Below are 23453 nucleotides of genomic sequence, written 5' to 3' on the forward strand. Positions count from 1 at the left end.
CTGGTTTCTGGCGGGTGATGTTGCGGTTGGGGTTGATGGGCTTGGATCGCGTGCCGCCAGGGTCTGTGGGGACTCTGGCGGGTGGGACGGTTACCAGCTGCCGTAGGGGATTCCGTGCTGGTCGATCCAGGCTTGGGCTGCTGGGTTTGGGGCTCTGTAGTACAGCCCTTTATCGTTCAGGTAAGGGCCGCGAGGTTCGACTTCGGCTTGAAAGCGGCCGACTTCTTTGAAGCCCAGGCATGGACCGCCAACCCAGACTTTCACGATCCCTCCTGGGGCCATGCCCAGCGTAATCGCGAAACGGTAGTCATCTATCCATTCCCTTGAGCCGCGGCAATAGACCCGCTCTGGCCGAATCATCTCTTCGCGTACCCACTGGGGTATTTGTATTTTGATCTTGTAAGCCTGAGGCTCTACCAGTGACTGCCAACGCAGGAAAATCTGGTCGGGTAGATCGACGTTATTTATAGGTTTCCCTCCCGAGACCCCTTGGTGCCAGCCCTCCACTTTCCCGGTGTAGCTCGCTACGCCACCGTGTACCCGAAAGAAAGCGAGTCCACGCTTGTCCAGTACATCTACGATTTCGACCCAGACTTCCATGTGCTTGGGTGCAGCGAAACCTATGTACCAGGCCGGATACGGCAGCTTGACAGGTGGGGGTACTGAGCTACCCGTTGCGCAGGCACTCAGGCTGATCAGCAATCCGACCGCAAAGACCCCACGTCTCATTCGGGAAACCCAGTCTGCAAATGGAAGCCTTGAACAAAGCCGCAAGTGCGCTAGCCGTCGCGTGCCGTGATGCCCCTTGTGAGCACTCATGGCCGAGTTACCAACTGCCATAGGGAATTCCGTGTTGGTCGACGTAGGCTTTGTTCTCTGGTTCGAGCGAGATGTACTTGTCCTTACTTGCGCCGCGGTAGGGACCGAGCGGCTCGACTTCGGCCTGGTAACGGCCGACTTCTTTGTAGCTCAAGCAAGATCCACCCACCCAGACTTTAACAATCCCCCCCGGCGCCATTCCAAGGGTGATCGCGTCGCGATAGTCCTCCTCCCATTTGCCTGCCCATAAGCAAAAGGCTTGCTCTGGCTTGATCATCTGATCGCGCACCCACTGCGGTATCTGAATACTGATCTTGTAGGCTTGCGGCTCGACCAGAGATTGCCAACGCAGAAAGATTCGCTCAGGAAGATCGACGTTGTTGATGGGTTTCGACTTGCCCGCGCCATTTCCCCAGCCCTCCGGCTGACCGGTGTAACTCGCGACCCCACCATGCACACGAAAAAAAACCAGACCTCGCTGATCGATCACATCAACCGTCTCCACCCACACCTCCATATGTTGGGGAGCCGCCAGACCGACATACCATGCTGGATATGGCAGCCTGGGGGGCGGTGACATTGAGGGGCTCATTGCGCAGGCAGTCAGACTGATCAGTAACCCAGCCACTAAGAGCAGTCGCTTCATTCTGGGTACCCTTCTTGCGGGCGGTTGAGATGCACATTCCTGCGATTCAGCGGTGCCGGCTTGCTAAGTAGGAGGAGGCCTCTTGGGGTCCAGTGTGCAGACAAGTGGATGTAACGCGCTCGTAGCAACGCCTCTTGCGCAGGTTCAAGTCTTACGAGCCGGTCCGTCATTACCCGCTGCAAAATTCGCTTGGCGATAGGCAGGAGTTCATCCGGTAACTTGAAGCGTTTATCCGTATCGTTGATGACGTCGAATGCCACCCCGTGACGCACGCCTAGCTCACGCATGACACGCAGTGCGATCAGACTAAGTTCGCCATGCACCGGGCGTTCAAAGATTACGGTTAGCCAGTAGTCCTCCATGGCCGACGCAGCTTTGCCGCGAGGGTTAGTTGCTGCAGGCCAGGCTTTCACCGCAATGTAGCCATCGCGGGCCATGCCTGATTCGCGCAATACGTTGGCGTCCGCTTCTGCATGGGCCCAGGCGGCGTGGGATTCAACCCTTTGACCGGTTGGAACGCTGGCCTTGCAGGGCTGCGTCATCCACAGCTTTTCTCGCGCGCGTGGCAGATAGCCCCCACCGACATCGGGGTGGGCGCCGCACTGGATTCTGAGACGTTCATTTGTGCGGTGGCGCAATGGGTGCGAGGCCGCAGCAGCATTACCAACTGCCATACGGAATGCCATGCTGGTCTATCCAGGCTTGCGCTGCTGGATTGGGTGCTCGGTAAAACAACCCTTTTCCGTCTTGGTTGGGTCCGAGGGGCTCGACTTTGGCTTGGTAGCGGCCAACTTCTTTGAAGCTCAGGCATGGCCCACCGACCCACACTTTGACGATACCTCCCGGAGCCATTCCCAACGTAATCGCGAAACGGTAGTCGTTCATCCATTCTTTTGAACTGCGGCAATACACGCGCTTTGGCGTCACCATCTCATCGCGTACCCACTGCGGTATTCGGATGCTGATTTTGTAAGCCTGAGGCTCCACTAGTGACTGCCAGCGCAGAAGAAGTTGGTCTGGTAAGTCAACGTTGTTGATGGGTTTGCCGCCAGATGTGCCCTTGTGCCAGCCCTCGGGCTTACGTGTGTAACCGGCGACTCCAGCATGCACGTTGAAGAAAACATATCCCCGCTGATCAAGCACATCGACGCTTTCCACCCACACTTCCATGTGTTTGGGCGCGGCGAAGCCGATGTACCATGCCGGATAGGGCAGCTTGACAGGTGGGGGTACTGAGCCACCCGTGGCACAGGCACTCAGGCTGATCAGGTAACCGACCGCCAAGACCAGAGGCCTCATTCGGGAAACCCAGTCTGCAAATGGAAGCGTTGAAAAAAGCCGCAAATGCGCTAGCCGTCGCGTGCCGTGATGCTCCTTGTTAGCACTCATGGCCGAGTTACCAACTGCCATAGGGAATTCCGTGCTGGTCGACGTAGGCTTTGTTCTCCGGTTCGAGTGGGATGTACTTGCCCTTGCTTGCGCCACGGTAGGGACCGAGCGGTTCGACTTCGGCTTGAAAGCGGCCGACTTCTTTATCCTTTATGCAGCCGGCCCCAACCCAAACCTTGACGATGCCACCAGGGGCCATCCCCAAGCTGATCGTTTGAGGATAGAGGGTCACAATCTTCTGATCCCAAGCACAAAATACTTGTTGTGGTTTGACCATCTCATCACGGACCCACTGCGGAATGTCGATGAGTACCTTGTAAGCCTGAGGTTCCACCAGCGACTGCCAACGCAGATGGATAGTCTTTGGAAGATCTACATTGTTTATGGGTTTTCCTCCGCCGCCTTCTGTTGGCCATCCCTTGACCGAGCCGGTGTAACTAGCATTCCCCCCATGAACCCGATAGAAGGCGCGGCCCCGCTGATCGAGCACATCCACACTCTCGACCCACACTTCCATGTGGCGGGGCGCAACGAGGCTGACGTACCACGCTGGATAAGGCAGCTTGGGGGCTGGGGGTAATCTTGGCCCGCTCGCGCAGGAGCTGAGGCTTAGTAACAGACCGGCTGCACAAGCCAGCCTTTTCAGGCGCGGGATCCAGTCTGCGGCTGAGCCCCTTGAGCCAAGACGCCATCGCGCCTGCGGTTGCGTGCACCAGTAGTACTTGCGAGCACTCATGGCCGAGTTACCAACTGCCATAGGCAATGCCGTGCTGTTCTACGTAAGCTTTGTTCTCCGGTTCGAGCGAGATGTACTTGCCCTTGCTCGCGCCACGGTAGGGGCCGAGCGGTTCGACTTCGGCTTGGTAACGGCCGACTTCCTTGAAACCCAGACATGGCCCACCGGCCCAAACTTTCACGATACCTCCCGGAGCCATTCCCAACGTAATCGCGAAACGGTAGTCGTCTATCCATTCTTTTGAGCCACGGCAGTAGACGCGCTCTGGCCTAACCATCTCATCGCGTACCCACTGCGGTATTCGGATGCTGATTTTGTAAGCCTGAGGCTCCACAAGTGACTGCCAGCGCAGAAGGAGTTGGTCTGGTAAGTCGACGTTGTTGATGGGTTTGCCACCAGATGTGCCTTTATGCCAACCCTCGGGCTTACGCGTGTAACCGGCGACCCCAGCATGCACATTGAAGAAAATGTATCCTCGCTGATCGAGCACGTCGACGCTTTCCACCCACACTTCCATGTGTTTGGGCGCGGCGAAGCCGATGTACCATGCCGGATAAGGCAGCTTGACAGGTGGGGGTACTGAGCCACCCGTTGCGCAGGCACTCAGGCTGATCAGCAATCCGACCGCAAAGACCAGACGCCTCATTCGGGAAACCCAGTCTGCAAATGGAAGCCTTGAACAAAGCCGCAAGTGCGCTAGCCGTCGCGTGCCGTGATGCCCCTTGTGAGCACTCATGGCCGAGTTACCAACTGCCATAGGGAATGCCGTGCTGGTCGACGTAGGCTTTGTTCTCTGGTTCGAGCGGGATGTACTTGCCTTTGCTTGCGCCACGGTAGGGTCCGAGCGGTTCGACTTCGGCCTGGTAACGGCCGACTTCTTTGAAGCCCAGACACGATCCGCCTAGCCACACTTTTACAATTCCGCCGGGCGCCATGCCCAGTGTGATCATCTCTCGATAGTCGGTTTTCCATTGTTGATTCCACGGGCAAAGAACACGCTCGGGCCGAAGCATCTCTTCACGTACCCACTGTGGTATCTGTATTTTGATCTTGTAAACCTGCGGCTCTACCAGTGACTGCCATCGAAGGAAAATCTTGTCAGGCAGATCGACGTTATTGATTGGCTTTCCTCCTGACGCTCCTTGGTGCCACCCCTCTACCTTTCCGGTGTAACTCGCGACCCCGCCGTGTACTCGATAAAACGCAAGTCCACGCTTGTCCAGTACATCGACGGTCTCAACCCAGACTTCCATGTGTTTTGGCGCGGCGAAGCCCACGTACCAAGCCGGGTACGGCAACCTGGGGGCAGGCGGCAATCCAGGGCCATTCGCGCACGCACTTAGACTGACTAAAAACCCCACTGTACAGACCAGACGCCTCATTCCGGATAATCTTTTTGAGGGCGGTTGAGGTGCACGTTCCTACGATTCAGCGGTGCCGGTTTGCTAAGTAAGAAGGGACCTTCAGGGGTCCAGTGCGCGGATATGTGGATGTAACGCGCTCGTAGCAATGCCTCTTGCGCAGGTTCCAGGCGTACGAGCCGGTCAGTCATTACCTGCTGCAAGATTCGCTTGGCGATAGGCATAAGCTCCTCTGGCACTGCGAGTTCAGGCCGCGCTTCCAGACCCTTGAAGGGAACGGCGTGACGTATCCCCAGTTCACGCATAACACGCAGTGCAATCAGGCTCAGTTCGCCATGCACGGGGCGTTCGAGCAGCACGGTTATCCAGTAGTCCTCCATGACCGACGCAGCTTTGCCGCGAGGGTTAGTTGCTGCAGGCCAGGCTTTCACCGCAACGTAGCCATCGCGAGCCATGCCTGATTCGCGCAATACGTTGGCGTCCGCTTCTGCACGGGCCCAGGCGGCGTGGGATTCAACCCTTTGACCGGTCGGAACGCTGGCCTTGCAGGGCTGCGTCATCCACAACTTTTCTCGTGCTCGTGGGAGATAGCCCCCGCCGACATCGGAGTGAGCGCCCGGCAGGCCTATCTGGCGGTGCGTGTGGTGAACATTATTAAGAGAAAAGTCGGCGCGATACTCGTCGAGCGATTGCAGTTGAATGACCTGCCGGGCGCAGTCGGGTGGCAGGTAGAGATTAACGCCACGATTAACATCATCCCCCGGACTGAAGTCCCCATGTAAAGGGTCTGAGATGGCCGCAACCGTATCGAACAGGCCAATCAGATTAATGCTGACGTCGGAGTCTGGATTGACGCTTCTCAACAGGCTGGATCGACCACCCTTGAGCAGATTTCCAAATATCCCACGGACAGGTTTCAGCAGTTCGTTCGCACAATGCCGAGCAGCAGCCGCGCCCCGGCTGAACCCGAAAATGTCGAACTCTATACTCTGAATAACAACGCCGGGATTGGTTTGCTGGAAGATTCCCAGTTGCGTCGCCACTAGATCCGGAGCCTGCTTCACCCGGGCCACAACTCCAGTTTCTCCCTGCCCGAGAGCTTGCCCAATCAGCATGTCATCACTCCCGCCGCTACGGGTGCCGATGCCCTCAATGTAAGCCCTTATGTATCCTATGTCCGAGCCCTTAGTTATGAGCGCCACGGAGTTATCCGGATACAAGTCATACAAATACGCCACATTGCTCGGCGCATTCCCGTAACTGTTATTCGGCGCGCTGTTAAATGCACTCCCGTCAAACTCCCCAAACCCATACTGCTTGCACGTCGCCGCAATGCTCTCAAGCTCTTCACGACTGAAACTGTCCAAATCCGATTGTCGGCACTGTGCGGTCGCTGCCGCATTGCTCTGGTTATTCCCCGTACCGTCAAAGAAAAGCCCGATACGCAGAGTGATCCCTTCGGTGATTTCTTCTTCCTCTTCTTCCTCCTCAAGTGGCTCGGGCTGTTCAACCGGCGCGGCATTTTTGATCATGCTCCGCTCGTAATGAATATTGCCGCCGCTGAAGCTAGGCCAGAATTCGTGCAGTTCAGGCGGAATATCCAGCAGGGGCGGCAGGACTGGCATTTCAATCGGCTGTTCCGCTTTCGCTTTGAAATCGAAGTGCGCGGCCTTGATCAGGTAGTCGCCGGCGGTGCCGGATTCAATGCTGCACCGCTCAATGGCGAGGTAGCTGCCGCCGGCGTTGAGGACAATTCGCTTCTTGGCGGTGATGTGGATTTCGTCTTCGGTGCTGGTGATGTTTATTCCCTGGCGAGCGAGCAGTTCAAGCGTGTCGTTCTGCGCCTGGATGCTCACCGGGCCTTCGTTGGAGATCAGCTTGAGCCCGACCTTGCGCACGAACAGGCTCAGGCCCTGGCCGATACCTATGAACAGTTTCTTGACCACGCTGATGTCGGCTTCACCGCTAGCGTTGAGCATCAGGTTGTCTTGCGCGGCCAGTTGCAGATGCTTGCCGCTGGTCAGGGCAATGCCGTCGGGAGCGCTGAGCAGCAACACCGAGGATTTCAGTGCGTCCAGATCCTGTTTGAGCAGATCAAGTTGCGCCTGCACGTCGGCAGGATAGGCGTGACTGATGGCAGCATCTGCCGAGAGTTTTTCCAGCTGTTCACCGGCATTTTGCAATCGACCGACCGCCGCGCTCATGTCGAGCTGTTGGCCCTGCGCCCTGGTTTGCCCATCCGCACTGATAAACACCCCGCGCCCGGCCCGAATCGCGCCCCAGCCATCCGTGCGCAATTCAAAGCCTTCGCCGCGCTTATCCTTCTCACTGTCGACCAGATGCCCAAGGTTCAGCTGGCTCTTGCCGCTGTGCTCGGTGCTGAGTTTGATGTGTTCCTTGCCGCGATCATCTTCCATGCGCAGCTTGTTGTTCGCCGGCGTGCGCAGGACGTTGCGTTTGTAATCGCTGCGCAGCAGCGTCACATGGTCAGGGTGGCGATTATCGTGAAGGGCATGGGCGATGTAGGGCCGGTCCGGGTCGCCTTGCTCGAAAGCAATCGCCACCTCGGTCCCGCAGATCAGCGGCAGATGCAGCCCGTGGGTATCCCCGGCATAGGGACGGGCAAGCCGCAGCCACAGACTTTCCTCACCGAGTTTCCAGCTGTCGCGGTCGAACAGAAAGCTGACCTTGTAACGACCTTCGCTGTCGATGTGGCTGTAGGGATCGTTGGCCAGCGAACTGGTCACGCGAGCCGGAACGGTGCCCGCTATCTCAGGCTTGGTCAGCAAAGGCGGCCGAAAGCACACGCTCTCCGAATAGGGAATCGCTTCAAAGCTCAGTTCAAAACTGCGATCCCGCGCCGCACGCAACCGTAGCCTTGTGATCACCGCCCCCGGTTCAAAAGCCTGAGGCGCCCCACCGGAAATCGCCAGCACCTGCGCCAATCCCAATGTAACGCTGCTGCTAATCCCACTCAGCCGCGTTTGGTCATTCAAATACCGCTCATGCCGCAATCGGGCATAGAAAAACCCGCTTTCGCCTTCTAAATCCTCGTCCTGATCCAGCTTGTGACCGAGCATCTTGTACGGCTCGGCATAGTGATAAGCCTCGCCATAAGTTGTGGTGTCACCCCGCGTCTGATCAACATCCCCATCCAGCCATGCGTTCGCATCCCGATGGTGATAACCCCGAAAGTGAACGTTCTTCTCCACCACTTGATGACTGACCTGCAGCCCCCAGACGCCATCCTGCCCGCTGCTACCCAACCCCGACTGAGGCCTGAACGGCACGCTCACCCGCGGCCGAACGTAATGCCGCTGATCATCATGAAACTCGACGACCGCAATACCCAATCGCTCATCATTGGTAAACCGATACCAGATCCCCACCTCGGCCAACAACCGCGCAATAAACGAAAGATCACTCTCGCCGTACTGCATCACCTGCTCGCGCTTCGGGTACTCCCGCACCAGCGTGAACAGAAAATCCTGCCCTTCGAAATCATGCCGAGTGCGCAAAATGCTCTCGACAATCTGCGGCACCGATTGATGCTGATAGATCCGGAACTGCCGCCCACGACCCAGCAACGCCAGCCGCGGCTGCAAAGTAATCTCGTATCTGGCCTCGTCAGCAGAACCGGAAAGCCGCTTAAAGCCTGTCACCACCCCATGCAGCGTTCGCAACGGTTTAACCGACGGCACCGACAAACCACGAATCGCCACCGGCAACGTATGCGCCGCCGCATGCAGGCTGAACTGCGCATCCCGCCCCAACACACGTTCAGCCCCTATGTCCTGCTCAACCGAAGTAAATTCAACGCGGTAAAGAAACGGCCGGCTCAGCTGTTCTTCACCTTCAAAGGCTAAAACGTCGAGGGCGATAGGCAGGCTGTGAACAACCAGTTTATGGCGACTGTGATCAAAGAAAGGCGGCAATACGGTGAGCATGAATGAGCGTCCTTGGCAGGAGAATGCGCCCCCGACCGGTCCATAAAGAACCAGTCAACTCATCCATGACGGGGGCTGAAGCGGGCGAAGATGAGGCATTTCCAGGCGCCGTTCCATAGCGAAAACACGAACCGGACGCGTCCTAATGAAGAACAAGAATCGCCCTACACAGCCCCCCAAATCGAGACTCCAGCGCGACGAGTGCTAGACTCTCGCACCGTCCATTGCCCGACCGATTTCATGTTTGCTCCCTCATCACCACTCCCTCGTGCACCGCTGCAACCCCTCCGTTTCGACTGGCTCCAGGCAGCCGGCGTGGAGGCGGCGATCCTGCGGCTGGACCTTGTCGACCCCCTGATCAGCGGCAATAAATGGTTCAAGCTCAAGCACCATCTGGCGGCGGCTGAACGGGCCGGGGCGCGGGGCGTTATCAGTCTGGGCGGCGCGCATTCCAATCACCTGCATGCGCTGGCGGCGGCGGGCAAGCGCTTTGGTTTTGGCACGGTCGGGTTGTTGCGCGGGCATGCGGTCGAGACGCCGACGGTGCTGGATCTGCAGGCGTTCGGCATGGAGTTGCACTGGCTGGGCTACGCCGCGTATCGCGCGCGGCATGACGCGGATTTCTGGCTGCCGTGGCGCGAGCGGTATCCGCATCTTTATCCGGTGCCTGAAGGCGGCGGCGGGCTTGACGGTGCGGTGGGCTGCGCTGAAATCGTCGAACAGGCGCGCAGCCAGCTTAGCGCTTTGGGGTGGGAAGATTACGACGGCTGGTGGTTGGCCTGTGGCACCGGCACCACCCTTGCCGGACTGGTGCTGGCAGAGGCGGGGCAGCATGAGGTGATCGGCGCGGTGGCGGTGCCGGGGGATCATGGGGTGGCAGGCAACGTCGACGCATTGCTCCGGGAAGGTTCGCGAACGTGTGAGAAATGGACTACTGGAATATCGGAATATGGGGACCCTGAAAAAAGCAGCTGTTTGAAGTCAAGGCTGCCTTATTCGTTGCTTGATGCATCCCTCGGCGCCTTTGCCAGGACTGATGCTCAGTTGCTCGACTTCATCCGTTGCTGCGAGCGCGAATCTGGAATTCCGTTCGAGCCCATCTACACCGGCAAGGCGTTGTTGGCGTTGAAGCAGTCCGTACAGGAGGGGCGGTTTGCAATCGGCACTCGGTTGATCTTTATACATTCGGGAGGGCTGCAAGGCAGGCGTTCCAGTGGGGAGGCCGCTTATCTTCGCGTGTCGTCTCCCACCTAAAACAAGGAGTTCAAATGCTGTTGAAGTTCATGGATTATCTGCACGCCAAAAAAGTCAGGTTCGTTAAAAAGCGTCGGCGTCTTTCGCTCAAAGTGAGCCTTTATGACGCTGGCCTGCTCATTTCTGTCGTGTCACTTCTGACCGTGGCGTACACCAGTGAGTTTGGAGCAGCGGCCCATAGCCTCATGGCGTTGTCAGGGATCCCACTGATTATTGCCCTGTGTATTGAGATCAACGGCTGGATCGGCGCAGTGGATCGGTGGGCGAAGCGGTCTTTGTATGGAAAAGCCCTGATGGCCGGGCTGTTGACCATGTCCGCTTCGGTGTCCGCCGGCTACGCCTCTACGCTGATCAATGAATTCTCGAAAACGGCGTCGAATCCTTTTCCGTACACCACCGCTTTCATTGTGGTGCCTGCGACTGTCGCTGTGGCCGTCGCGTTTCTAACGCTGCTGTATATCACCGTCGCCATTCGTGCCCTTGGCTACGGCGTGTGGTCTGCGCTGGTCAACAACCTCCAGTCTCTTGTGTTTTCCGGGCGGGCTTCGTTCAAGCGCTCGCGAGCGCGTTTAGGCCGCCGAGTGCAGCTCGAATTCGCTCGTCTGATCGCGATGGCGATGTTTTTCCTAGTCATCGCCCTAGCGTCGCCGTGGTTCGACAGGGCATTACTCGGAGTGGCAGAGGTCTTTGCGTACCGGTTCGAAACCTACGTCAATGATGCGTGCGCCAAACCTCGCGAACGCGTCGTGCGCGTGGATGACGATGTGGTGCTCGTCGCTACAGTGGATAAATGGGATGTGAAATATGAACGACGACTGTGTCCACGGGCGTTTGGCCTGAGCGAGAGCAAATTACCCGCTCCGGGCACTGGCACGAATCCTGCGGCCCACACCCTCCGATAGGTCGGTCCTGAGTACGTCGGCGACATTTCTGGAGTCGGGCGGGCAGGGCGCTGTACCGATAATCGGATCTTTCCCACGCGCGCCGAGGTTTCCATGACCACTCCCGTCCTTGAGCAGGTTGATCCTGCCACCCTGAGAAAAGTCATCGTGGCGGCCGCCATCGGCAATTTCGTCGAATGGTTTGACTTCGCGGTGTATGGCTTTCTGGCGACGACCATCGCCCAGCAGTTCTTCCCCAGCGGCGATGCCAGCGCGGCGTTATTGAAAACCTTCGCGGTGTTCGCCGTGGCTTTCGCGTTTCGTCCCTTGGGCGGGGTGTTCTTCGGCATGCTGGGCGACCGCATCGGCCGCAAGCGCACCCTGGCGTTCACCATTCTGCTAATGGCCGGGGCGACGACCATCATCGGTCTGCTGCCCACCTACGCGGCAATCGGCGTCATGGCGCCCGTCTTGCTCACCCTCATCCGCTGCGCCCAGGGCTTTTCCGCCGGGGGTGAATACGCGGGGGCGTGCGCTTACTTGATGGAGCACGCGCCGCGCACGCAACGGGCGTGGTACGGCAGCTTCGTGCCGGTGTCGACTTTTTCGGCGTTCGCGGCGGCGGCGCTCATCGCCTACGCGCTGGAAGCCTCTTTGAGCACCGAAGCCATGGGCAGTTGGGGCTGGCGGCTGCCGTTTCTGATCGCCGCGCCGTTGGGGCTGGTCGGGCTGTACCTGCGCTGGAAACTGGACGAAACCCCGGCGTTTCAAGCGGTCAAGCAGGAGCACGCGGTGGCTCATTCGCCGCTCAAGGAAACCCTGCGCAATCACGGCGCGGCGATCTGCTGCCTAGGAGCGTTTGTGTCGCTGACGGCGCTGTCGTTCTACATGTTCACCACCTACTTCGCGACGTATTTGCAGGTCGCTGGCGGGCTCAGTCGTGCGACCGCGCTGCTGGTGTCGTTGATTGCGTTGCTGTTCGCGGCGGCGATCTGCCCGGTGGCCGGAGCATTTTCCGACAAGGTCGGGCGACGCAAGACAGTGCTCAGCACCTGCGTCCTGCTGATCGTGGTGGTGTATCCGTCGTTTCTGATGGCCAGTTCCGGTTCGTTTGTGGCGTCGATCGTCGGCGTGATGTTGCTGGCAATTGGCGCCGTCCTCTGCGGCGTGGTAACGGCAGCGCTGTTGTCGGAGACCTTTCCGACGCGCACCCGGTACACCGCTTCGGCGATCACCTACAACATGGCGTACACGATCTTCGGCGGAACGGCGCCGTTGATGGCGACGTGGCTGATCGGCGCAACGGGCAGCAACCTGGCACCGGCGTTTTACCTGATCGTGATTGCGCTGCTGGCGCTGGCGGGCGGACTGGCGTTGCCGGAAACGTCCAAAGTGTCGCTGCATGAGGTGGAAGGTTCGTTGACTGCGCGGGGGAGATTGCAGACGGCGGTTTGACTGGGGCTCCACCGTGCTTGCGAAGGAGACGGTGTGCCTGGTGGATGTTGGGCGGATCGCACGCCGTCTTCGTGAGCAAGCTCACTCCCACAGGATTTGCGTTTGCTTGACAGGAGAGTGGTGTCAGAAAGCTTAAGGTGTTCTGACACCACGCAACCCGACGCACAAATCCGCAACAAAACATGGCAGCGGCGCCCCAAAAAATGGCACATTGGCGACCCCCTGTGCCGCTGACATGTTCTGTAACGAGTCCGACGGCGCATCAATGTTCGATGGATGGACCTGATGGCCGTTACCCGCCCTGCAACCGTGCCCGCGACCGATACCCAACCCGTTCCCGCCCCGCAATCAACGTCATCAAGCCCCTTGGTCATGCGCATCATCGGTGCGGTGGCGCTGGCGCATCTGCTTAACGATTTGATCCAGTCGATCCTGCCCTCGATTTACCCGATGCTGAAGGCCTCCTACGGCTTGAGCTTCACCCAGGTCGGTTTGATCACCCTGACGTTCCAGGTCACAGCGTCGCTGCTGCAGCCCTGGGTCGGCTATTTCACTGATCGTCATCCCAATCCGTTAGTGTTGCCAGTCGGCTCGTTGTGCATTCTGGGCGGCGTGATGATGCTTGCGACCGTTGGCAGCTTCCCGCTGATCCTGCTCGCCGCAGGCCTGATCGGCATCGGCTCGTCGACCTTTCACCCTGAAGCCTCGCGCATCGCCCGGCTGGCCTCAGGCGGGCGCTTTGGTCTGGCGCAGTCGAGCTTCCAGGTGGGCGGCAACAGCGGATCGGCCATCGGGCCGTTGCTCGCGGCAGCGATCATCATTCCGTTCGGTCAGGGGCATATCGCCTGGTTCGGGCTGGTGGCGCTGTTTTCTGTGGGCCTGCTGTACGCCATCAGCCGCTGGTACAAGGCCCATCTGGCGCTGTTCAAGATCAAGGCCGGTCAGGCGGCGACACACGGATTGTCGAAACGTCGGGTGACCAGCGCGCTGGTGGTGCTGGCGCTGCTGGTGTTCTCCAAGTACTTCTACATGGCCAGCTTCACCAGCTACTTCACCTTCTTCCTGATCGACAAATTCCAGCTGACGGTCGCCAGCTCGCAGCTGCATCTGTTCATGTTCCTGGCAGCGGTGGCGGCGGGTACGTTCTTCGGCGGGCCTATTGGCGATCGCATTGGCCGCAAGGCGGTGATCTGGTTCTCGATTCTGGGCGTGGCGCCGTTCACCATCGCGCTGCCCTACGCCGACCTGTTCTGGACCAGTGTGCTCAGCGTGATCATCGGTTTCATTCTGGCTTCGGCGTTCTCGGCCATCGTCGTTTACGCCCAGGAACTGGTGCCGGGCAACGTCGGCATGATCGCTGGCATCTTTTTCGGCCTGATGTTCGGCTTCGGCGGCATCGGCGCCGCATTATTGGGTCACCTCGCGGACCTTCACGGCATCGTCTATGTCTACACGCTGTGCTCCTACCTGCCGCTGTTGGGCATCCTCGCCATCCTGCTTCCGAGAACTTCAAAAAGATGTTGATAGCCGTCGCGATTTTTCTGGTCACCATCACCCTGGTGATCTGGCAACCCAAAGGCCTTGGTGTCGGCTGGAGTGCAACCTTCGGCGCAGTGCTCGCCCTGATTTTCGGGGTGGTGCACCTGAGTGACATCCCCCAGGTCTGGCACATCATCTGGAACGCCACCGGGACGTTCATTGCGCTGATCATCATCAGCCTGCTGCTCGACGAGGCCGGTTTTTTCAACTGGGCTGCGCTGCACGTGGCGCGTTGGGGCAACGGCAAGGGTCGGCGACTGTTCGCGTTTATCGTGCTGCTCGGCGCGCTGGTGTCGGCACTGTTCGCCAACGACGGCGCCGCGCTGATCCTCACCCCCATCGTCATGTCGATGTTGCTGGCGCTGCGCTTTTCGCCGGCGACCACCTTGGCCTTCGTGATGGCGGCAGGGTTCATTGCCGACACCGCGAGCCTGCCGCTGGTGGTCTCGAACCTGGTCAATATCGTGTCCGCCGACTATTTCGGCATCGGTTTCAACCGCTACGCCTCAGTGATGGTGCCGGTGAATCTGGTCAGCGTCGCCGCCACGCTGGCGGTGCTGATGCTGTTCTTCCGCCGCGACATCCCGAAGACCTTCGACGCCTCGCAACTGGCCGAACCGTCTTCGGCGATCAAGGACCGCGCGACCTTCATGACCGGCTGGTGGGTGCTTGGGATTTTGCTGGTGGGCTGCTTTGCCCTGGAACCGCTGGGGATTCCGATCAGTGCGATCTCCGCCGTGTGCGCGGCGATCCTGTTGGGCATTGCCGCCAAGGGCCACCGCATCTCGACGCGCAAGGTGTTGAAAGACGCGCCGTGGCAGATCGTGATTTTCTCCCTGGGCATGTACCTGGTGGTGTACGGCCTGCGCAATCAGGGCCTGACCGATTACCTCGCGACCTGGCTCGATCGTTTCGCTGAGCATGGTTTGTGGGGCGCGGCGATGGGCACGGGCGTACTGACGGCACTGCTGTCCTCGGTGATGAACAACCTGCCGACGGTACTGATCGGCCTGTTGTCCATTGATGCAAGCCACGCCCACGGCGTGCTGCAGGAAGCGATGATTTACGCCAACGTGATCGGCAGCGATCTGGGCCCGAAAATCACGCCAATTGGCAGCCTCGCGACCTTGTTGTGGCTGCATGTGCTGGCGAAGAAGGGCGTGACCATCGGCTGGGGCTATTACTTCCGCGTCGGCATTGTGCTGACCGTGCCGGTGCTGTTGATTACTCTCGCGGCGCTGGTGCTGCGACTGAGCCTGTAACGCGGCGCGCGTCGGGCAGGTTCGGCCACAGGTCCGGCACCAGAAACAACCGCTCGGCTTCTTCCCAGTGGGCGTCGGCATGGCGGGTCAGGCGCACCAGCAGTTGCGCCGGCGCGAGCGGGTCGAGGGCGTTTAGCCAGTCCTGAAACTGGCCAGGTGTCCAGGCCTCGTCGCAGCGCGCCGGCGCCAGCCAGGCCGTACGCGGCAGCAATTGCCAGCGGCCCTCCCGGCTCTGTTCTACGTAGCCCGGCCAGTCCTTCTGATGCAGCCACGTTCCGCGCAGATGGTCGGGGTGCGCACCTTGGGGCCAAGCTGCGGTGTTTGGCCAGGGATAAAACAGATAACCCGCCAGCCAGAGCGACGCGTTGAAGGTGTCCACCCCCCGTTCGGCGAGTATCGCGGTGCTTTCCGGGCGCGCCGACATGGGCAGTTGATGCTGATTCAAGTGGGCGAGCTTCAGATCCAGCCGGTCGACGCAGCCGGGGCCGAGCCAGTGCTCCGGATCTTCGGCGTCCTGATCCTGCCGCCCCAGATACAGTTTTATCGCCAATTCAATGTGGTGATCGCCGTCCTTATCCCGCAGCAGCAAGTCCAGCTCGCCCAGTGTGCGACCGTCGCCCTGAATCGGCAGATTCGCCGCGAGCAACTCGACGCTGGGCGCGTGCTGGATTGCGAACTGCCAGAGTCGCTCGTAATACAGCCCGAGCCGCCGCGTCGAGCTTCTCGCCAGCCAGTCGTTGAGTGCGCTGTCGTCTTGATCCAGCTGCGTTAAAAAAGCTTCGAGTGCTTTAGGGTGCTGCACCCAGTCGCTGCCGCTGAGCGGGTGACGCTGGGGCCATTGGGTTTCAGCCAGCAGGGGCGGTGACAGGACCACCCACGCCAGGTCACGCACGGTGGGCGTACGAAGCTGACGGGGCAGAGTGCTCAGGGTCGGGAACGGGGTATTCATCGTGGCAGGATAGCGGGTGAGGGGCGGTTGCAGCCACCGGATCATATTCGCCGCGCCATGGTCGGCCCTGCGGCCTGAGCCTGCGCACGAGGCCGGATATGTCAGTGGAATGGAGGTGCTGGCGAATGCGTTAGTTCAGGCGAGATAAATTGAGACAGGCAGACCGCATTCGCGAGCAAGCTCGCTCCCACAATGGAGCTGCGTCGAGCCGGGAGATCGCGGCCGTACGCAAACCGTGTGTTGAGTGCACGCAAAATCCGAAGGCCATGCAACACCTGTGGGAGTCAGCTTGCTGGCGAATAGGGTTGATCAGCACCCAGTTCACCGGCTGGCACACTGCATTCGCCAGCAAGCCGGCTCCCACAGAGTGAATCGACCTCAAGAGGGCGTTCACTCGCCTAACCCAGAGCGGGTGTGGATAGCGTGCAATTGGCGCTTCATTTGCCGCACCCGACCCCTTCGCCCATAATCGCGTTCTTTACACGCATCACGCCTGCGGGAGCCCCATGGAGCAATTTCGAAATATCGGCATCATTGGTCGCCTGGGCAGTACCCAGGTGGTGGAGACCGTTCGCCGACTCAAGAAATTCCTGATATCGCGGCACCTGCATGTGATCCTCGAAGACGCCATCGCCGAGGTCCTGCCGGGGCATGGTCTGCAGACGTCTTCGCGCAAGATGCTCGGTGAAGTCTGCGACATGGTCATCGTCGTCGGCGGCGACGGCAGTCTGCTCGGCGCCGCCCGTGCGCTGGCCAAGCACAACGTGCCGGTGCTGGGCATCAACCGTGGCAGCCTGGGCTTTCTGACGGACATCCGCCCCGACGAGCTGGAAGTCAAAGTCGCCGAAGTGCTCGACGGCCACTATCTGGTGGAAAACCGCTTCCTGTTGCAGGCCGAAGTGCGCCGTCACGGTGAAGCGATCGGCCAGGGCGACGCGCTCAACGACGTGGTGCTGCACCCCGGCAAATCCACGCGGATGATCGAATTCGAAATCTACATCGACGGCCAGTTCGTCTGCAGCCAGAAGGCCGACGGCCTGATCGTCGCCACGCCCACCGGCTCCACGGCCTACGCGCTGTCGGCGGGCGGCCCGATCATGCACCCCAAGCTCGACGCCATCGTCATCGTGCCGATGTACCCGCACACGCTGTCCGGCAGGCCGATTGTCGTCGATGGAAACAGTGAGCTGAAAATCGTTGTCTCAAAGGACATGACGATCTACCCACAGGTTTCCTGCGATGGCCAGAACCACTTCACCTGCGCGCCCGGTGACACCGTGACCGTGAAAAAGAAGCCGCAGAAGCTGCGACTCATTCACCCGCTCGATCACAATTACTACGAAGTCTGCCGGACCAAACTCGGTTGGGGCAGTCGGCTTGGCGGCGGGAGCGACTGATGCTCGATCCCGCGCGTGGCTACGATCTGATCGGTGACGTGCATGGTTGTGCCCAGACCCTTGAGCACTTGCTCGACACCCTTGGTTACCGCTTTCAGGCCGGCGTCTGGCGCCACCCTGAACGCATCGCCGTGTTCCTCGGCGACATCATCGACCGCGGCCCGCGTATTCGCGAAGCGCTGCACATCGTCCGTGACATGGTCGAGGCCGGCCAGGCGTTCTGCATCATGGGCAACCATGAATTCAACGCGCTGGGCTGGAGCACGCCGGCGCCGCCCGAGAGCGGCCATGAGTGGGTGCGCGAACACACGCCGCGCCATGCCCGTCTGTTGGGCGAAACCCTGGCGCAGTTCGAGCAGCATCCCGGTGACTGGAACGACTTTCTCAAATGGTTTTACCAACTGCCGCTGTTCATCGACGCCGAGCGCTTCCGTGTCGTCCACGCCTGTTGGGATGCCAGCCTGATCGCGCCGTTGCGCAGCGTTCATGGCGACGGTCGCATCGACCAGGCCTTCGTGCAGGCGTCGGCGGAGCCGGGCAGTTTTGCCTGCGCGGTGTTTGATCGCCTGCTGCGCGGCACCGACATGCGCCTGCCCCACGGCATGACCCTGACCGGCGGCGACGGCCTGACCCGCGCCTCGTTCCGCACCAAGTTCTGGGAAGACGACCCGCAGACCTACGGCGACGTGGTGTTTCAGCCTGACGCGCTGCCGGAGCCGGTGGCGCGGCGGCCGCTGTCCCCCAGCGAGAAGAACGCGCTGCTGCGATACGGCGCCAATGAACCGCTGTTGTTCGTCGGCCACTACTGGCGCAGCGGCATTCCCGCGCCGATCCGGCCCAACCTGGCGTGCCTGGACTACAGCGCCGTGCTCTACGGCAAGCTGGTCGCCTACCGGCTGGATCAGGAAACCCAGATCGACCCGGACAAGTTCGTCTGGGTCGACGTCACCCGACCGGAGATAGGTCAATGAGTCCGGTTGCTGTTTTACGCCTGCCGCTTCAAACCGACCTGAGCGGTTTCGTCGAGTTGCTGCGACGCCTCAACGTGCCCCATCGGGTCAGCGAAGAGGCGGGCGAGCAAGTGCTGTGGGTGCCCGATGCACCGCAACTGGCCGATGACGTCCGTCAGTTGTATCAGCAATACCCTGAAGGCGACCCGACCGCGCAGTTGCCCCCGGGCCGTGAAGTCGTGACCGTAAGCCGGCCCAGTCCGCTGGTGCAGGTGCGCAACAGTCCGGTGACCAGCGTGATCTTGCTGATCTGCCTGATCGTCGCCGGCGTGACTTTGCTCGGCGACAATTTTGAAGCCTTGAGCGGGTTGACCTTCAACGACTTCCGCGTCAACGGCGAGTACATCAGCTTTTTGCCGGTGGAAACGTCGCTGGGGGCGGGGCAGTGGTGGCGGGTTGTCACGCCGATGCTGATTCACTTCGGCGTGCTGCACCTGGTGATGAACGCGCTGTGGTTCTGGGAGCTGGGCCGGCGCATCGAAATGCGCCAGGGCAGTTGGCAGTTGCTCGGCCTGACCCTGGCGTTCAGCGCCTTTTCCAATTACGTCCAGTATTTCTGGAGCGGCCCGAGTCTGTTCGGTGGTCTGTCCGGCGTGCTGTATGGCCTGCTCGGTCACTGCTGGATCTTTCAATTGCTCGCCCCCAACCCCATGTATCGTTTACCACGCGGTGTTCTGGGGATGATGCTGATCTGGCTGGTGGTGTGCCTGTCCGGCGTCGTCGGTGTGCTCGGGTTTGGCGAAATCGCCAACGGCGCCCATGTCGGCGGCCTGATCATCGGTTGTGCTACAGGTCTTGTGGGCGGTGCACTGGCCCGCCGCAGACATTAAAATCGCCCGCTTAATTCTGGGAGAACCCAATGTCCTCTTTTGTCGAAATGATCGAAAACATCACCCCGGACGTCTACGAAAGCCTGAAGCTGGCGGTGGAAATCGGCAAATGGTCCGACGGCCGCAAGCTGACCCAGGAACAACGTGAGCTGTCGCTGCAGGCGCTGATTGCCTGGGAAGTGCGCAACGTGCCCGAGGACCAGCGCATCGGCTACATGGGCCCGCAAGAGTGCGCGTCGAAGTCGGCGCCGGTCCCCAATATCCTGTTCAAATCGGACTCCATTCATTGATTGAAATCGGCAGAGGCTCCGTCAACAAAATGTCCGCGCGGCTTGAGGCCTCGCGGGTGGAATACGCGTTCCGGCTGGGGGATTCACAGATCCCCGTCAATCCGCTGATCGGCAAGACCGTGCGCCTTGAGTTTCTGGGCGCCATTCACTGCAGCCATTGCGGCAAACGCACCAAGACCAGCTACAGCCAGGGTTATTGCTACCCGTGCATGCTCAAGCTGGCCCAGTGCGACCTGTGCATCATGAGCCCCGAACGCTGCCACCACGAACATGGCACCTGCCGCGATCCGGCGTGGGGCGAGCAGTTTTGTATGACCGATCACGTGGTCTATCTGGCCAACTCGTCGGGCGTCAAAGTCGGCATTACCCGTGCCACCCAGCTGCCCACCCGCTGGCTGGACCAGGGCGCCAGCCAGGCGCTGCCGATCGTGCGCTGTGCCACGCGCCAGCAATCCGGTTTCGTCGAAGACCTGTTCCGCAGTCAGGTGGCTGATCGCACCAACTGGCGCGCGCTGCTCAAGGGCGACGCACCGGCGGTTGATCTGGCGGCGATTCGTCAGCAACTGTTCGAGTCTTGTGCCGAGGGGCTTGTCGCGCTGCAAATGCGCTTTGGCTTGCAGGCCATTCAGGTGATGAACGATGTCGAGCCCATCGAGATCCGATACCCGGTAGAGGCCTACCCGACCAAGATCGTCAGCTTCAACCTGGACAAGGATCCGATCGCCGAAGGCACCCTGTTAGGCGTCAAAGGGCAGTACCTGATCTTCGACACCGGCGTGATCAATATTCGCAAATACACGGCGTATCAACTCGCCGTGCATCAGTAGCCCGTATTAGCAGAAGAAGGGACAACAGCATGCGCACCGACCAGCCGAAAATGATTTACCTGAAGGATTATCAGGCGCCGGAGTACCTCATTGACGAGACCCACCTGACGTTTGAATTGTTCGACGACCACTCGCTTGTCCACGCGCAGTTGGTGATGCGCCGCAACCCGGAGCGCGCCGCGCTGGCCCAGAGCGCGGCCTTGCCACCGCTGGAACTCGACGGCCAGCAGCTTGAGCTGCTGTCGGTGAAATTGGCGGATGTCGACCTGACCGCGGGCGACCTGTCACACAACGGCTACCAGTTGACCTCCGACAGCCTGACCGTGCAGCCGACGTCCGAGACCTTCACCCTCGACACCACCGTGAAGATCCACCCTGAAACCAACACCGCCCTGGAAGGCCTGTACAAATCCAGCGGCATGTTCTGCACCCAGTGCGAGGCCGAGGGCTTCCGCAAGATTACCTATTACCTCGACCGCCCGGACGTGATGAGTAAATTCACCACGACCGTCAGCGCCAACAAGCAGGCGTTCCCGATCCTGCTGTCCAACGGCAACCTGATCGCCGCCGGCCCGTCCGAGGACGGCGACCGCCACTGGGCGACGTGGGAAGACCCGTTCAAGAAGCCGGCCTACCTGTTCGCGCTGGTGGCCGGTGACTTGTGGTGCATCGAAGACACCTTCACCACCATGAGCCAGCGCAAGGTCACGCTGCGCATCTTCGTCGAGCCGGAAAACGTCGACAAATGCCAGCACGCCATGGACAGCTTGAAGAAGTCCATGCGATGGGACGAAGAAGTCTATGGCCGCGAATACGATCTGGACATCTTCATGATCGTCGCCGTCAACGACTTCAACATGGGCGCCATGGAGAACAAGGGCCTCAACATCTTCAACTCCAGCGCCGTCCTGGCCCGCGCCGAAACCGCCACCGATGCCGCCCACCAGCGTGTCGAAGCGATCGTTGCCCACGAATACTTCCACAACTGGACCGGCAACCGCGTCACCTGCCGCGACTGGTTTCAGCTGTCGCTGAAGGAAGGCTTCACGGTGTTCCGTGATTCCGGCTTCTCGGCGGACATGAACTCGGCCACCGTCAAGCGCATCCAGGACGTCGCCTACCTGCGCACCCACCAGTTCGCCGAAGACGCCGGCCCCATGGCCCACGCCGTGCGCCCGGACAGCTTCATCGAGATTTCCAACTTCTACACCCTGACCGTGTACGAGAAGGGCGCGGAAGTGGTCGGCATGATCCACACGCTGTTGGGCGTGGAAGGATTCCGCAAGGGCAGCGACTTGTTCTTCGAGCGCCACGATGGCCAGGCCGTGACCTGCGACGACTTCGTCAAGGCCATGGAAGACGCCAACGGTGTCGACTTCACGCAGTTCAAGCGCTGGTACTCCCAGGCTGGCACGCCGCGTCTGGCGGTCAGCGAGTCTTACGACGCTGCTGCGAAAACTTACAGCCTGACCTTCCGTCAGAGCACGCCGACCACGCCTGGCCAGCCGGGCGATCAGAAGCTGCCGTTCGTGATCCCGGTCGCTATGGGCCTGCTGGACGCTCAGGGTCAGGAACTCCCTCTGCGCCTGCAGGGCGAGGCCCCGGCGGTGAACACCTCCCGCGTGCTCTCGGTGATCGAAGCCGAGCAGACCTTCACCTTCATCGACATCGCCGAGCAGCCGCTGCCTTCGCTGCTGCGCGGGTTCTCGGCGCCGGTGAAACTGAGCTTCCCGTACAACCGCGATCAACTGATGTTCCTGATGCAGCATGACAGCGACGGCTTCAACCGCTGGGATGCCGGTCAGCAACTGTCCGTGCAAGTGCTGCAGGACCTTATCGGCCAGCACCAGAAAGGCGAATCGCTGGTCATGGATCAGCGTCTGATCACCGCGTTGCACACGGTGCTGACCGACGAAAGCCTGGATCAGGCCATGGTCGCGGAAATGCTCTCGCTGCCGGGCGAGGCGTATCTGATCGAGATCAGCGAAGTGGCTGACGTCGATGCGATCCACGCCGCGCGCGAGTTTGCCCGTCAGCAATTGGCCGACAACCTGAGCGACGCGCTGTGGCAGCGTTACCAGACCAACCGCGAGCTGTCGAAGCAGACGCCTTATGTGGCTGCGTCCGAGCACTTCGCTCGCCGTGCGCTGCAGAACATCGCCCTGTCTTACCTGATGTTGACCGGCAAGCCGGAAGTCCTGGCCGCCGCCATCGACCAGTTCGACACCGCCGACAACATGACCGAGCGCCTCACCGCGCTGGCCGTGCTGGTGAACTCGCCGTTCGAGGCCGAGAAGGCCAAGGCGCTTGAAGTGTTCGCGGAAAACTTCAAGGACAACGCGCTGGTCATGGATCAGTGGTTCAGTGTGCAGGCCGGCAGCACCTTGCCGGGCGGGCTGGAGCGGGTGAAAGCGCTGATGCAGCATCCGGCGTTCACGATGAAGAACCCGAACAAGGTGCGTGCCTTGATCGGCGCCTTTGCCGGGCAGAACCTGATCAACTTCCATGGGGCGGATGGCTCGGGCTATCGCTTCCTGGCCGATCTGGTCATCGAGCTGAACGGCTTCAACCCGCAGATCGCCTCGCGCCAACTGGCGCCGCTGACCCGCTGGCGCAAGTACGACAGCGCGCGGCAAGCGCTGATGAAAGCGGAACTGGAGCGCATCCTCGCTTCCGGGCCGCTGTCGCCGGACGTGTATGAAGTGGTGAGCAAAAGCCTGGCGTAAATCGGGCGGATGTTGAAAAGGGCTGTCCGTTTGCGCGGACAGCCCTTTTTTGCGGTGGCTGATTCATGGTTTCAGCGGCTGCGGATGCTGTCTTGCACGCCGATACCTTTGTAGGACTGGCTTTAGCCGGGGAGA

20 protein-coding genes and 1 pseudogene are annotated in these 23453 nt (G+C 60.3%); 11 read left to right on the forward strand and 10 right to left on the reverse strand.

What is annotated here, in order from left to right:
- Positions 1-90: 90 nt before the first annotated feature.
- The 9 genes and pseudogenes from AC3ISG_RS07640 to AC3ISG_RS07680 all read right to left on the reverse strand — a co-directional run.
- Positions 91-729 carry a DUF2931 family protein gene (locus AC3ISG_RS07640; RefSeq protein ID WP_489299468.1) on the reverse strand — a complete coding sequence of 213 codons (639 nt, stop codon included), beginning with the start codon at positions 727-729 and terminating at the stop codon, positions 91-93.
- Between the two features lie 97 nt (positions 730-826).
- Entirely contained in the window at positions 827-1465 is a 639-nt protein-coding gene (locus AC3ISG_RS07645) for a DUF2931 family protein (RefSeq protein ID WP_489298890.1), read from the reverse strand.
- A complete protein-coding gene (locus AC3ISG_RS07650) occupies positions 1462-2151 on the reverse strand; it encodes a hypothetical protein (protein WP_489298891.1) in 690 nt (229 codons plus the stop codon). The genes AC3ISG_RS07645 and AC3ISG_RS07650 overlap by 4 nt, the downstream gene beginning before the upstream one ends.
- Positions 2126-2875, reverse strand: coding sequence for a DUF2931 family protein (locus AC3ISG_RS07655; RefSeq protein ID WP_489298892.1), 750 nt, complete (start codon positions 2873-2875; stop codon positions 2126-2128). The genes AC3ISG_RS07650 and AC3ISG_RS07655 overlap by 26 nt, the downstream gene beginning before the upstream one ends.
- On the reverse strand, positions 2862-3371 hold the full coding sequence (locus AC3ISG_RS07660) for a DUF2931 family protein (RefSeq protein ID WP_489298893.1): 510 nt from the start codon (positions 3369-3371) through the stop codon (positions 2862-2864). Before AC3ISG_RS07660 ends, AC3ISG_RS07655 begins: the two co-directional genes overlap by 14 nt.
- A gap of 226 nt (positions 3372-3597) precedes the next feature.
- Complete coding sequence (locus AC3ISG_RS07665; RefSeq protein ID WP_489298894.1) at positions 3598-4236, reverse strand: DUF2931 family protein; 639 nt, start codon at positions 4234-4236, stop codon at positions 3598-3600.
- A gap of 97 nt (positions 4237-4333) precedes the next feature.
- A complete protein-coding gene (locus tag AC3ISG_RS07670; protein WP_489298895.1) occupies positions 4334-4972 on the reverse strand; it encodes a DUF2931 family protein in 639 nt (212 codons plus the stop codon).
- Positions 4969-6576 carry a T6SS phospholipase effector Tle1-like catalytic domain-containing protein gene (locus tag AC3ISG_RS07675; RefSeq protein WP_489299469.1) on the reverse strand — a complete coding sequence of 536 codons (1608 nt, stop codon included), beginning with the start codon at positions 6574-6576 and terminating at the stop codon, positions 4969-4971. The genes AC3ISG_RS07670 and AC3ISG_RS07675 overlap by 4 nt, the downstream gene beginning before the upstream one ends.
- Positions 6577-6635: 59 nt before the next feature.
- Positions 6636-8898 (reverse strand): annotated as a pseudogene (locus tag AC3ISG_RS07680) (type VI secretion system Vgr family protein); the annotation flags it as partial.
- Positions 8899-9138: 240 nt separating this feature from the next.
- On the opposite strand from AC3ISG_RS07680, the gene AC3ISG_RS07685 reads away from it, so the two are divergent.
- The 5 genes from AC3ISG_RS07685 to AC3ISG_RS07705 all read left to right on the forward strand — a co-directional run bounded on the left by AC3ISG_RS07685 (position 9139) and on the right by AC3ISG_RS07705 (position 15289).
- Complete coding sequence (locus AC3ISG_RS07685) at positions 9139-10152, forward strand: 1-aminocyclopropane-1-carboxylate deaminase/D-cysteine desulfhydrase (RefSeq protein ID WP_489299470.1); 1014 nt, start codon at positions 9139-9141, stop codon at positions 10150-10152.
- Between the two features lie 14 nt (positions 10153-10166).
- Positions 10167-11054, forward strand: coding sequence for a hypothetical protein (locus AC3ISG_RS07690; RefSeq protein ID WP_489298896.1), 888 nt, complete (start codon positions 10167-10169; stop codon positions 11052-11054).
- A gap of 93 nt (positions 11055-11147) precedes the next feature.
- Positions 11148-12488, forward strand: a complete 1341-nt coding sequence (locus tag AC3ISG_RS07695; RefSeq protein WP_122535523.1) for an MFS transporter — start codon at positions 11148-11150, stop codon at positions 12486-12488.
- Positions 12489-12860: 372 nt separating this feature from the next.
- Positions 12861-14012, forward strand: coding sequence for an MFS transporter (locus tag AC3ISG_RS07700; RefSeq protein WP_489299471.1), 1152 nt, complete (start codon positions 12861-12863; stop codon positions 14010-14012).
- Positions 14006-15289 carry an arsenic transporter gene (locus tag AC3ISG_RS07705; RefSeq protein ID WP_427689303.1) on the forward strand — a complete coding sequence of 428 codons (1284 nt, stop codon included), beginning with the start codon at positions 14006-14008 and terminating at the stop codon, positions 15287-15289. The genes AC3ISG_RS07700 and AC3ISG_RS07705 overlap by 7 nt, the downstream gene beginning before the upstream one ends.
- Here AC3ISG_RS07705 and AC3ISG_RS07710 read toward each other — a convergent pair.
- On the reverse strand, positions 15252-16283 hold the full coding sequence (locus AC3ISG_RS07710) for a DUF1853 family protein (protein WP_489298897.1): 1032 nt from the start codon (positions 16281-16283) through the stop codon (positions 15252-15254). The two genes, AC3ISG_RS07705 and AC3ISG_RS07710, sit on opposite strands and share 38 nt — an antisense overlap.
- Before the next feature lie 461 nt (positions 16284-16744).
- Between AC3ISG_RS07710 and AC3ISG_RS07715 the strand changes: the two genes are divergently transcribed.
- Genes AC3ISG_RS07715 through pepN form a run of 6 tightly spaced genes read left to right on the forward strand, consistent with a single transcriptional unit; the run spans position 16745 to position 23318 of the window.
- A complete protein-coding gene (locus AC3ISG_RS07715) occupies positions 16745-17635 on the forward strand; it encodes an NAD(+) kinase (protein WP_037011709.1) in 891 nt (296 codons plus the stop codon).
- Positions 17635-18606, forward strand: a complete 972-nt coding sequence (locus AC3ISG_RS07720) for a metallophosphoesterase (protein WP_074888027.1) — start codon at positions 17635-17637, stop codon at positions 18604-18606. Before AC3ISG_RS07715 ends, AC3ISG_RS07720 begins: the two co-directional genes overlap by 1 nt.
- Entirely contained in the window at positions 18603-19475 is an 873-nt protein-coding gene (locus AC3ISG_RS07725) for a rhomboid family intramembrane serine protease (protein ID WP_489298898.1), read from the forward strand. Before AC3ISG_RS07720 ends, AC3ISG_RS07725 begins: the two co-directional genes overlap by 4 nt.
- A 29-nt stretch (positions 19476-19504) precedes the next feature.
- Positions 19505-19765: a YeaC family protein gene (locus AC3ISG_RS07730; RefSeq protein WP_074888021.1), complete on the forward strand. Its 261-nt coding sequence runs from the start codon at positions 19505-19507 to the stop codon at positions 19763-19765.
- Entirely contained in the window at positions 19762-20592 is an 831-nt protein-coding gene (locus AC3ISG_RS07735; RefSeq protein WP_163022093.1) for a DUF2797 domain-containing protein, read from the forward strand. Before AC3ISG_RS07730 ends, AC3ISG_RS07735 begins: the two co-directional genes overlap by 4 nt.
- A 29-nt stretch (positions 20593-20621) precedes the next feature.
- Entirely contained in the window at positions 20622-23318 is a 2697-nt protein-coding gene (gene pepN, locus AC3ISG_RS07740) for an aminopeptidase N (protein ID WP_489298899.1), read from the forward strand.
- Positions 23319-23453: the final 135 nt, after the last annotated feature.

Source organism: Pseudomonas sp. GL_135, from assembly GCF_057834665.1.

Bases quoted from the DNA above. Each gene is read 5' to 3' on its own strand.
- AC3ISG_RS07640 (WP_489299468.1), bottom strand. From the start codon at position 729: ATGAGACGTGGGGTCTTTGCGGTCGGATTGCTGATCAGCCTGAGTGCC.
- AC3ISG_RS07645 (WP_489298890.1), bottom strand. From the start codon at position 1,465: ATGAAGCGACTGCTCTTAGTGGCTGGGTTACTGATCAGTCTGACTGCC.
- AC3ISG_RS07650 (WP_489298891.1), bottom strand. From the start codon at position 2,151: ATGGCATTCCGTATGGCAGTTGGTAATGCTGCTGCGGCCTCGCACCCA.
- AC3ISG_RS07655 (WP_489298892.1), bottom strand. From the start codon at position 2,875: ATGGCAGTTGGTAACTCGGCCATGAGTGCTAACAAGGAGCATCACGGC.
- AC3ISG_RS07660 (WP_489298893.1), bottom strand. From the start codon at position 3,371: ATGGAAGTGTGGGTCGAGAGTGTGGATGTGCTCGATCAGCGGGGCCGC.
- AC3ISG_RS07665 (WP_489298894.1), bottom strand. From the start codon at position 4,236: ATGAGGCGTCTGGTCTTTGCGGTCGGATTGCTGATCAGCCTGAGTGCC.
- AC3ISG_RS07670 (WP_489298895.1), bottom strand. From the start codon at position 4,972: ATGAGGCGTCTGGTCTGTACAGTGGGGTTTTTAGTCAGTCTAAGTGCG.
- AC3ISG_RS07675 (WP_489299469.1), bottom strand. From the start codon at position 6,576: ATGCCAGTCCTGCCGCCCCTGCTGGATATTCCGCCTGAACTGCACGAA.
- AC3ISG_RS07685 (WP_489299470.1), top strand. From the start codon at position 9,139: ATGTTTGCTCCCTCATCACCACTCCCTCGTGCACCGCTGCAACCCCTC.
- AC3ISG_RS07690 (WP_489298896.1), top strand. From the start codon at position 10,167: ATGCTGTTGAAGTTCATGGATTATCTGCACGCCAAAAAAGTCAGGTTC.
- AC3ISG_RS07695 (WP_122535523.1), top strand. From the start codon at position 11,148: ATGACCACTCCCGTCCTTGAGCAGGTTGATCCTGCCACCCTGAGAAAA.
- AC3ISG_RS07700 (WP_489299471.1), top strand. From the start codon at position 12,861: ATGCGCATCATCGGTGCGGTGGCGCTGGCGCATCTGCTTAACGATTTG.
- AC3ISG_RS07705 (WP_427689303.1), top strand. From the start codon at position 14,006: ATGTTGATAGCCGTCGCGATTTTTCTGGTCACCATCACCCTGGTGATC.
- AC3ISG_RS07710 (WP_489298897.1), bottom strand. From the start codon at position 16,283: ATGATCCGGTGGCTGCAACCGCCCCTCACCCGCTATCCTGCCACGATG.
- AC3ISG_RS07715 (WP_037011709.1), top strand. From the start codon at position 16,745: ATGGAGCAATTTCGAAATATCGGCATCATTGGTCGCCTGGGCAGTACC.
- AC3ISG_RS07720 (WP_074888027.1), top strand. From the start codon at position 17,635: ATGCTCGATCCCGCGCGTGGCTACGATCTGATCGGTGACGTGCATGGT.
- AC3ISG_RS07725 (WP_489298898.1), top strand. From the start codon at position 18,603: ATGAGTCCGGTTGCTGTTTTACGCCTGCCGCTTCAAACCGACCTGAGC.
- AC3ISG_RS07730 (WP_074888021.1), top strand. From the start codon at position 19,505: ATGTCCTCTTTTGTCGAAATGATCGAAAACATCACCCCGGACGTCTAC.
- pepN (WP_489298899.1), top strand. From the start codon at position 20,622: ATGCGCACCGACCAGCCGAAAATGATTTACCTGAAGGATTATCAGGCG.